Genomic DNA, 10,152 nt, shown 5'->3' with positions numbered 1-10,152 from the left:
GTGTGGGGGTGTGCGGGGTGTGTGCGTGGGCGCGTTCGTGGGGTGCGCGGTCGTCGGCCGTGGTGTCCCCCGCCGGGTCCGGGGTGTGCCCCGCGGTGGCCGTGGTGTCTGCCGCGGGGTCCGGGGTGTGCCCACCCGTGGCCGTGGTGTCTCCCGCCGTGTGCGTGGGGTCGTCGGGCGGCGGTACGGCGTCGGGGCCGTGGGCGGGTGTCCGGCCGGGCTCGGCGGTGTCCGGGTGTCCGGTGGGCGCGCCGTCGGCGGGTGCGGTGTCCTCGGGGCCGGGAACGGGGCCGGGGTCGGCGGGTGGCGGCACGGTCGGCGGGTCCTCGGGGCCGTGTGGCGCGCCGGGGGGCTGCGGCCCGGACGCGGGGGGCGGGGCCGAAGGGGGTGCGGGGTGCTGGGTCGGCTCGTCGTCGCCGGACCGCGACTGTCCGATCCCGCCGCTCACGTCCACGGTGTCCCCTCGTTCGAAGTTTTCCGCACCGGCCGGCCCGGAAGGTCGTGGGGTCGATGGTATGCGTCCGTCGGGACGCGTTCCGCCCCGGCACCCCCTGTGTTTTCCGGGCGGTCGCCGGGTGGGCGGTGGCGTGGCCAGGTGACTGAACCTGAGTATCAGCATCGATGTCAGTGCTGGGCCGTAAGGTCTGTGGACATGGAGAGCAGCAGCGAGGGCGTGGAAGAGGCGTGCGGCGCTGCCGCGCCCGGTGAGCCGCGGGCCGGGGCGGGTGCGGCGGTGGGGGCGGCTCCGTCGGCCGTGCCTGGTGTGGCCGACGCCGGGGTCGCGGAGCCGGCCGCGGTGCCCGTGCGGGCGCCCGCGGCGCCGGCGTCGTTGTCCCCTTCGCGTGCCGGTGACTTCATGCAGTGCCCGTTGTTGTACCGGTTCCGGGTGATCGACCGGCTGCCGGAGAAGCCGAGCGAGGCGGCGACGCGGGGCACGCTGGTCCACGCGGTGCTGGAGCGTCTTTTCGACGCGCCGGCGGCGGAGCGGACGGCGCCGCGGGCGAAGTCGCTGATCCCGGGGCAGTGGGACCGGCTGCGGGAATCGCGTCCGGAGCTGGTGGAGCTGTTCGCGGACGATCCGGCCGGTGAGCGGCTGACGGGCTGGCTCGCGGAGGCGGAGCGGCTGGTGGAGCGGTGGTTCTCGCTGGAGGACCCGTCGCGGCTGGAGCCGGCCGAGCGGGAGCTGTTCGTGGAGGCGGAGCTGGAGTCGGGGCTGCGGCTGCGCGGGATCATCGACCGGGTCGATGTGGCGCCGTCGGGCGAGGTGCGGATCGTCGACTACAAGACGGGCAAGGCGCCCCGCCCGGAGTACGCGGAGGGGGCGCTGTTCCAGATGAAGTTCTACGCCCTCGTGGTGTGGCGGCTGAAGCGGATCGTGCCGCGCCGGTTGCAGCTGGTGTATCTCGGCAGCGGTGACGTGGTGACGTACGACCCGGTGCTCGCGGATCTGGAGCGGGTGGAGCGCAAGCTGCTCGCGCTGTGGGAGGCGATCCGGGAGGCGACGGAGACGGGCGACTGGCGGCCGCGGCCCACGAAGCTGTGCGGCTGGTGCGACCACCAGGCGCACTGTCCGGAGTTCGGCGGTACTCCCCCGCCGTATCCGCTGCCGGTGAGGGCGGCCGCTTCGGGCGGCGGCGCGCAGGGCAGAATGGGCGCGGACTAGCGAAGGAGACTCACGTGGCCATCCGCGTCCTACTGGTCGACGACCAGCCGCTGCTGCGTACCGGGTTCCGGATGATCCTGGAGGCCGAGCAGGACATCGCGGTCGTCGGTGAGGCCGGAGACGGTGTGCAGGCGCTCGATCAGGTGCGGGCGTTGCAGCCCGATGTGGTGCTGATGGACATCCGTATGCCGCGGATGGACGGGGTCGAGGCGACGCGGCAGATCACCGGCCCGGAGCGCAACGGCCCGGCGAAGGTGCTGGTGCTGACCACGTTCGACCTCGACGAGTACGTGGTGGAGGCGTTGCGGGCGGGGGCGAGCGGCTTTCTGCTGAAGGACGCCCCGGCGCATGAGCTGGTGCAGGCGATCCGGGTGGTGGCGGACGGCGAGGCGATGCTGGCGCCGAGCATCACGCGGCGGCTGCTGGACAAGTACGCGACGCATCTGCCGTCGGGGGACGAGCCGGTGCCGGACACGCTGCACACGCTGACCGACCGTGAGGTCGAGGTGTTGAAGCTGGTGGCGCGGGGGCTGTCGAACGCGGAGATCGCGGCGGATCTGTTCGTCAGCGAGACGACGGTGAAGACGCATGTGGGTCATGTGCTGACGAAGCTGGGTCTGCGGGACCGGGTGCAGGCGGCGGTGTACGCCTACGAGAGCGGTCTGGTACGTCCGGGCGCGCAGTGAGACGTGGCCGGCTGACTGCTGACTGCTGACTGCTGACTGCTGACTGCTGATCCGACGTCGATGGGCGTCCTCCTCCGGGAGGGCGCCCTTCGTGCGTCCCGGATGCGGGTCGGCGCGGCCCGCCGCGGCCGTGGGCGGGGGTCCGGGGTCCGGGTGGATCGGGGGCCGGATACGCCGACGGCCGGCCCCGCCGTGGTGGCGGGGCCGGCCGTCGGGTGTGCCGGAGGGGGTGAGGGTCAGCTCACGCCGCGGCCGAGCTCCCACAGCTGGAGCGTGGAGGAGGAGTTGAGCGCGTACGCGGTGCCCGTGATGTCGTCGCGGGCGGCGACGTACTGCTTGCCCTGCCACAGCGGGATGACCGGGACGTCCTCGGCGACGATGTCCTGGATCTCGGTGAGGCTCTTGGAGGCGGCCTGGCGGTCGGCCTCGCGGCGGGACTCCGGGATCAGCGTGTTGCGGATGTCGGAGTTCGCGTAGGGCGAACCGAGGAAGTTGTCCTTGTCGAGGAACGGCGCCAGGTAGTTGTCGGCGTCGGCGAAGTCGGGGAACCAACCCATGCCGTAGACGTCGTACTGGCCCTTCTGCTCGGCCGGGCGGAACGTCGTCCAGGGCGAGCCCTTGATGTCGACGTCGAAGAGGCCGCTCTTGTTGAGCTGCTTCTCCAGGATCTCGAACTCCTGCTTGGAGGCGGCGCCGTAGTGGTCCGTCGTGTAGTGCAGGGTGATCCGGACCGGGGTGGTGATGCCCGCCCGCTCCAGCATCGTCTTCGCCTTGGAGACGCTGGGGTCGCCGTACTTGTTGAAGAACGAGTTGGAGTGGCCCGTGATGGTGGCCGGGACCAGCGAGTACAGCGGCTCGGCCTGGGTGCCGTAGACCTTGGAGACGAGCTCGCTGCGGTCGATGATCTGGGCCATCGCCTGGCGCACGGCCTTGGTCTTGACGCTGTTGGCGTTGGTGTTGAAGGCCAGGTAGCGGATTTCCAGACCCGGCATCTCGACCAGGTCGACGGCCTTGTCCTTGCCGGCGTCGAGCTTGTTGATCTGGGAGGGGGTCATCGCGCGGGTCATGACGTCGATGTCACCCTTGTCGATGGCATCGCCCATCGCGTCGGCGCTGGCGAAGCTCTTCATGACGACCTTGTCGTTGTTCACCTTCAGCGCACCCTTGTAGTTCGGGTTCTTGGTGAAGGTGGCGCTCACGATGTGGTCGCCGTCGACGTCCGCCTGGAACGTGTACGGGCCGGAGCCGTCGACGTCGAAGCCGTCGCGCAGCTTGTCCTTCTCGTAGTCCTTGGGGTTGACGATGCCCGCGACGGGCGTCGACAGCTTGTACGGGAAGGTGGCGTCGGCGGTCTTGAGGTGGAAGATCACCTCGTCGTCGCCCTTGGCCTCGACCGTGTCGATGGTCGACAGCAGGGCGAAGACGCCGGAGTCGGCCTTGATGCGCAGGGCGCGCTCGATGGAGTACTTGACGTCCTCGGCGGTGATCGAGTCGCCGTTGCTGAACTTCAGGCCGGAGCGGAGCTTGCACGCGTAGCGCTCGTTGCCGCTGTCGGTGAAGCCGCAGCTCTGGGCCGCCTCGGGGACCGGGTCGCCCTCACCCTTGGGCTGGACCATCAGGGTCTGCACGGTCTGGCGGAGGATGTTCCAGGTGCCGACGTCGTAGGCGTAGGCCGGGTCTACCGGGGCCGGGGCGTCCTTGGTCGCGGTGAACGTGTCCGTGGTGCCGACGCGGATCGGATCGCCGCTGCCACTCCCACTGTCGGAACCCCCACAGGCGGCCAGAACCGGCGCGAGCAGGCCGACGACGGCCGGCAGCACCAAAGTCTTGCGGTTCATGCTCGAGTTTCTCCAGAGCTGTACGAGTCCGTGTACCTGGCATGCAAAGGGTGTCGCGGCCGATCACGGGGGTAACGGTGGTGTTTCCGCGCTGACATTAGTCCGCGTAGCGGCCGGAGTTCACGGGTAGTGGAGAGCAAGGCTCATCACGCAGCGAAACCGGGTGTGGACGCACCGAAAACCCGACAGCGGAAGGATTCGTGCAGGCTTCCACCAATCGGGACACAAGGGCACGTCCGCGCGTCCTGAAAACCTGGCGACAGCACACCGTGGCCCCTCTGTCGACCCCCTGTCACGTGGTGAACATCACATGCCTGGAGACCCGGTGCAGTGCGTCAATTCGGCCATTCGGCATCGGCCGGAAATGCCATGACTGCCGCGTCGGGAATTCCTTGATCGGCCCGTGTTCGAAACGCGATCATTCCGTGTTCCGCGGTGTCTGTACAGCTAGGGCATTCCCGTGATGAGGCCGCGAAGAAATGCCAGGTCGACCTCTTCGAGCGAGGTCACGACGGTGCGTCGCAGGGCGGGGGCGATGGGCGCGACGGAGGGGACCGCCACGACATGGCAGCCGGCCGCCTCCGCGGCGGCCACGCCGGTCGCGGTGTCCTCGACGACGGCGCAGCGGGCGGGGTCGACGCCGAGCCCGGCGGCCGCGGCGAGATAGGGCTCGGGGTGCGGCTTGGTGCGGGCCACCTCGTCGCCGGCGACGGTGAGGGCGAAGTGCCGGTGGCCCAGGGTGGTCAGGACGCGGTCGATGATGCGCCGGTGCGAGGCGGAGACCAGGGCGGTGGGGATCTCGTGCGCGGTCAGTTCGGCGAGCAGGCGGGCGGCGCCGGGCATCAGCGGCAGGGTGCGGCCGATGCGGTCCTCGAAGCCGTCGTTGAGCAGCACCGTGAGTTCGGGCAGCGTGATGTCCGCGCCGGTCGCCTCGATCAGGAACCCCGCGCTGCGGGTCATGGGACCGCCGACGACGACATGGCGCCATGAGTCGTCGAGGGCGTGGCCGAGGGCGGCGAACACCTCGACCTCGACGTCCCACCAGAAGCCCTCGGTGTCGACGAGGGTTCCGTCCATGTCGAGGAGTACGGCCTGAAGGGCTGAGCCTTCCGCCGTACGGATGACGGGCGCGGGGACCGTGCTGGTCATAGGCGCACCTCCTTGAGGGACGCGCAGGCCGGTTCCCGCTGCGGGGAACCGGCCTGCTGTGGACCGACCAGTGTACGACTCGGCCGGACCGAACGCCTGGTGTGCCGGTGGGGCGGGGTGGGCCCGGGGCCTCGGGCCGCCTCAGCGGGCGTTGAAGTACTTCGCCTCGGGGTGGTGGATGACGATCGCGTCGGTGGACTGCTCGGGGTGGAGCTGGAACTCCTCGGAGAGGTGGACGCCGATGCGTTCCGGCCGGAGCAGGTCGGCGATCTTGGCGCGATCCTCCAGGTCCGGGCAGGCGCCGTAGCCGAGGGAGAAGCGGGCGCCGCGGTACTTGAGGGCGAACATGTCCTCGACGGCGGCGGGGTCCTCGCCCGCGAAGCCGAGTTCGGCGCGGACCCGGGCGTGCCAGTACTCGGCGAGCGCCTCGGCGAGCTGGACGGACAGGCCGTGCAGTTCGAGGTAGTCGCGGTAGGAGTCGGACGCGAACAGCTTCGCGGTCTCCTCGCCGATGCGGGAGCCGACGGTGACGACCTGGAAGCCGACGACGTCCGTCTCGCCGGACTCCTCCGGGCGGAAGAAGTCGGCGAGGCAGAGGCGGCGGCCGCGGCGCTGGCGGGGGAAGGTGAACCGGGTCCGCTCGTTGCCCTGCTCGTCCAGGATGATCAGGTCGTCGTCCTTGGACACGCACGGGAAGTAGCCGTGGACCACGGCCGCCTCCAGCAGGTTGTCCCTCTGGAGCCGGTCGAGCAGTCCGCGCAGCCGGGGGCGGCCCTCGGTCTCGACGAGCTCCTCGTACGTCGGGCCCTCACCGGTGCGGGCCTGCTTGAGGCCCCACTGGCCCTTGAACAGGGCGCCCTCGTCGAGCCAGCTCGCGTACTCCTTGAGCTGGATGCCCTTGATGACGCGGGTCTCCCAGAAGGGCGGGGTGGGCACGGGGTTGTCGACGGCGACGTCGGAGCGGACGTGGCCCTCCTCGGGGCGCTCCTCGACCTCGGCGGTGGCGGTCTGCCGCACCCGGCGCTGCTTGAGCTCGGGCAGGGTCGCGCCGGGCACGCCGCGCTTGACGCCGATGAGGGCGTCCATCAGGCGCAGGCCCTCGAAGGCGTCGCGGGCGTAGCGGACCTCGCCCTCGTACAGCTCGTGGAGGTCCTGTTCGACGTAGGCGCGGGTGAGGGCGGCGCCGCCGAGGATGACCGGGTAGTCGGTGGCGAGGCCGCGCTGGTTCAGCTCCTCCAGGTTCTCCTTCATGATCACCGTGGACTTGACCAGCAGGCCGGACATGCCGATGACGTCGGCGCGGTGTTCGGCGGCGGCTTCCAGGATCGCGGAGACGGGCTGCTTGATGCCGAGGTTGACGACGTTGTAGCCGTTGTTGGACAGGATGATGTCGACGAGGTTCTTGCCGATGTCGTGGACGTCGCCGCGGACGGTGGCGAGCACGATGGTGCCCTTGCCCTCGGCGTCCGACTTCTCCATGTGGGGTTCGAGGTGGGCGACGGCGGCCTTCATGACCTCGGCGGACTGGAGGACGAACGGCAGCTGCATCTGACCGGAGCCGAAGAGCTCGCCGACGGTCTTCATGCCGTCGAGGAGGGTCTCGTTGACGATGTCCAGGGCGGGGCGGGTTTCCAGCGCCTGGTCGAGGTCGGCCTCCAGGCCGTTGCGCTCGCCGTCGATGATGCGCCGCTTGAGGCGCTCCTCCAGCGGGAGGGCGGCGAGTTCCTCGGCCTTGCCGGCCTTGAGGGACTTGGCGGTGGCGCCCTCGAAGAGCTGCATCAGCTTCTGCAGGGGGTCGTAGCCCTCGCGGCGGCGGTCGTGGATGAGGTCGAGCGCGGTGGTGACCTCCTCCTCGCTGAAGCGGGCGATCGGCAGGATCTTCGAGGCGTGCACGATCGCCGAGTCGAGTCCGGCCTTGACGCACTCGTCGAGGAAGACGGAGTTCAGCAGGATGCGGGCGGCCGGGTTGAGGCCGAAGGAGATGTTCGACAGGCCGAGGGTGGTCTGCACGTCCGGGTGGCGCCGCTTGAGTTCGCGGATCGCCTCGATGGTGGCGACGCCGTCGCCGCGGGACTCCTCCTGGCCGGTACAGATCGTGAAGGTCAGCGTGTCGATGAGGATGTCGGACTCGTGGATGCCCCAGTTCCCGGTGAGGTCGGTGATCAGCCGTTCGGCGATCTCGACCTTCTTCTCGGGGGTGCGGGCCTGGCCCTCCTCGTCGATGGTCAGCGCGATCAGCGCGGCGCCGTGCTCGCGGGCGAGCGCGGTGACCTTGGCGAAGCGGGAGTCGGGGCCGTCGCCGTCCTCGTAGTTGACGGAGTTGATGACCGCGCGGCCGCCGAGCTTCTCCAGACCGGCCCGGATGACCTCGACCTCGGTGGAGTCGAGGACGATGGGCAGGGTGGAGGCGGTGGCGAAGCGGCCGGCGAGCTCCTCCATGTCGGCGACGCCGTCGCGGCCGACGTAGTCCACGCACAGGTCGAGCATGTGCGCGCCCTCGCGGATCTGGTCGCGGGCCATCTCCACGCAGTCGTCCCAGCGGGCCTCCAGCATGGCCTCGCGGAACTTCTTCGACCCGTTGGCGTTGGTGCGCTCGCCGATCGCCATGTACGAGATGTCCTGGCGGAACGGGACGGTCTGGTAGAGGGAGGCGGCGCCGGGCTCGGGGCGGGGGTCGCGGGTGGCGGGGGTGAGGCCGCGGACCCGCTCGACGACCTGGCGCAGGTGCTCGGGGGTGGTGCCGCAGCAGCCGCCGACCAGCGAGAGGCCGTACTCGTGGACGAACGTCTCCTGGGCGTCGGCGAGCTCGGGGGCGGTGAGCGGGTAGTGGGCGCCGTCCTTGCCGAGCACCGGCAGGCCCGCGTTCGGCATGCACGACAGCGGGATGCGGGAGTGGCGGGCGAGGTAGCGCAGGTGCTCGCTCATCTCGGCGGGGCCGGTGGCGCAGTTCAGGCCGATCATGTCGATGCCGAGCGGCTCCAGCGCGGTGAGCGCGGCGCCGATCTCGGAGCCCAGCAGCATGGTGCCGGTGGTCTCCACGGTGACCGAGACGATCACCGGCACGTCCAGGCCGAGCGCGTCGAGGGCGCGGCGGGCGCCGAGGACGGAGGCCTTGGTCTGGAGCAGGTCCTGGGTGGTCTCGACGATCAGCGCGTCGGCGCCGCCGGCGACCAGTCCCTCGGCGTTGCGCTGGTAGGCGTCGCGCAGCACGGTGTAGGGGGCGTGGCCGAGGGTGGGCAGCTTGGTGCCGGGGCCGATGGAGCCGAGGACCCAGCGCTGCCGGCCGTCGCGGGCGGTGTGCTCGTCGGCGACCTCGCGGGCGACGCGGGCGCCGGCCTCGGACAGTTCGTGGACGCGGTGTGCGATGTCGTACTCGCCGAGGGCCGCGTGGTTGGCGCCGAAGGTGTTGGTCTCGACGCAGTCGACGCCGACCGCGAAGTAGGCGTCGTGGACCGAGCGGACGATGTCCGGCCGGGTCAGGTTCAGGATCTCGTTGCAGCCCTCGAGGTGCTCGAAGTCCTCGAGGCTCGGGTCCTGCGCCTGGAGCATGGTGCCCATGGCCCCGTCGGCCACCACCACGCGGGTGGCGAGGGCCTCACGGAGCGCGGACACACGGGTCCGGCTGTCGGCGGAAGGGGACGGCGGCACTGAGGCCATGGAAGGGCTCCCTCGAATGCGACGGCTGTCGGCTTTGCGTCGTAGCCGGAATGTGTCCATCGAGGACTTCCCGTGCACGGCGCACGCCGCCAGGGTAGCCGGGACCGGGACCTGATGGTCGGAGCGTCCACGGGGCGGACGAGGATGGTCTCCAGGTCAGCTCGTCGGCACGGCTTCGTGAAGACTTCGTGGCGGGGGGCCGACCAGGTGACGACACGCGGCGACCTGCTGTTGGCGGCAGGTCGGCGTTGACCGGTAGTGTTCGGCATTGCCGAACACTGACGGCGGATGACGGCGGACCCGGGGTCCGTCGGTCGAAGGGACGGAGGCAGTACGGCGATGGCTCGGAACATCCAGTCGCTCGAGCGGGCGGCCGCGATGCTGCGGTTGCTGGCGGGCGGCGAGCGGCGGCTCGGCCTGTCCGACATCGCCTCCTCTCTGGGTCTCGCGAAGGGCACGGCGCACGGCATCCTGCGCACGCTCCAGCACGAGGGGTTCGTCGAGCAGGACGACGCCTCCGGCCGCTACCAGCTGGGCGCGGAGTTGCTGCGCCTGGGCACCACCTATCTCGACGTGCACGAGCTGCGGGCGCGGGCGCTGGTGTGGACGGACGACCTGGCCAGGTCCAGCGGGGAGAGCGTCTACCTGGGAGTGCTGCACCAGCACGGGGTGCTGATCGTGCACCACGTCTTCCGGCCCGACGACAGCCGGCAGGTGCTGGAGATCGGCGCGATGCAGCCGCTGCACTCCACCGCCCTGGGCAAGGTGCTGTCGGCGTACGACCCGGTGGCGCACAGCGAAGCGCTGGAGGCGGACCGCAAGTCCTTCACCGAGCGGACCGTCTGTGACCTGGACTCTTTCGAGCAGATCCTCGACCTCACGCGGGCCCGCGGCTACGCGGCCGACGTGGAGGAGACCTGGGAGGGCGTGGCGTCGCTCGCCGCGCCGATCCACGACCGCCGGCGGATGCCGGTGGGCGCGGTCGGGATCACCGGGGCGGTGGAGCGGCTGCGCCGGGACGGCGAGCTGCGCCCGGAGCTGATCGCCGCGGTGCGGGACTGCGCCCGCGCGGTCTCCCGGGACCTGGGCGCGGGCCGCTTCTGAGGGCCCCGGGCCCGTCCGGCCCGGGCCGGCCCCGCCCCGGGCCGACCCGAAGACC

The 10,152-nt window shown here is 70.9% G+C and carries 6 protein-coding genes and 1 pseudogene; 3 read left to right on the top strand and 4 right to left on the bottom strand.

Annotation, left to right across the window (positions count from 1 at the left end; translation table 11 throughout):
* A pseudogene (locus WN71_RS38510) lies at window positions 1-313 on the bottom strand (hypothetical protein); the annotation flags it as partial.
* A 339-nt stretch (window positions 314-652) separates the two neighbouring features.
* Here WN71_RS38510 and WN71_RS38505 point away from each other — a divergent pair.
* Together WN71_RS38505 and WN71_RS38500 are read left to right on the top strand one after the other, a co-directional pair.
* Window positions 653-1,663 (top strand): RecB family exonuclease, encoded by a 1,011-nt coding sequence (locus tag WN71_RS38505; protein ID WP_071369947.1) that lies wholly within the window; start codon window positions 653-655, stop codon window positions 1,661-1,663.
* A gap of 14 nt (window positions 1,664-1,677) precedes the next feature.
* Entirely contained in the window at window positions 1,678-2,349 is a 672-nt protein-coding gene (locus tag WN71_RS38500; protein ID WP_046592985.1) for a response regulator, read from the top strand.
* A 236-nt stretch (window positions 2,350-2,585) separates the two neighbouring features.
* On the opposite strand, the gene WN71_RS38495 is transcribed toward WN71_RS38500, so the two are convergent.
* The 3 genes from WN71_RS38495 to metH all read right to left on the bottom strand — a co-directional run bounded on the left by WN71_RS38495 (window position 2,586) and on the right by metH (window position 8,993).
* Window positions 2,586-4,187 (bottom strand): ABC transporter substrate-binding protein, encoded by a 1,602-nt coding sequence (locus WN71_RS38495; protein ID WP_046592986.1) that lies wholly within the window; start codon window positions 4,185-4,187, stop codon window positions 2,586-2,588.
* A 447-nt stretch (window positions 4,188-4,634) separates the two neighbouring features.
* Complete coding sequence (locus tag WN71_RS38490) at window positions 4,635-5,336, bottom strand: HAD family hydrolase (RefSeq protein ID WP_046592987.1); 702 nt, start codon at window positions 5,334-5,336, stop codon at window positions 4,635-4,637.
* A 141-nt stretch (window positions 5,337-5,477) separates the two neighbouring features.
* Window positions 5,478-8,993, bottom strand: coding sequence for a methionine synthase (gene metH / locus WN71_RS38485; RefSeq protein ID WP_046592988.1), 3,516 nt, complete (start codon window positions 8,991-8,993; stop codon window positions 5,478-5,480).
* 339 nt (window positions 8,994-9,332) lie between these two features.
* Between metH and WN71_RS38480 the strand changes: the two genes are divergently transcribed.
* Window positions 9,333-10,097, top strand: a complete 765-nt coding sequence (locus WN71_RS38480; protein WP_046592989.1) for an IclR family transcriptional regulator — start codon at window positions 9,333-9,335, stop codon at window positions 10,095-10,097.
* Window positions 10,098-10,152 lie beyond the last annotated feature (55 nt).

The organism is Streptomyces mangrovisoli, assembly GCF_000974985.2.
Classification (GTDB): domain Bacteria; phylum Actinomycetota; class Actinomycetes; order Streptomycetales; family Streptomycetaceae; genus Streptomyces; species Streptomyces mangrovisoli.
Note: the sequence above shows the minus strand (reverse complement) of the source record. Positions and strands in the feature narration are given on the sequence as shown.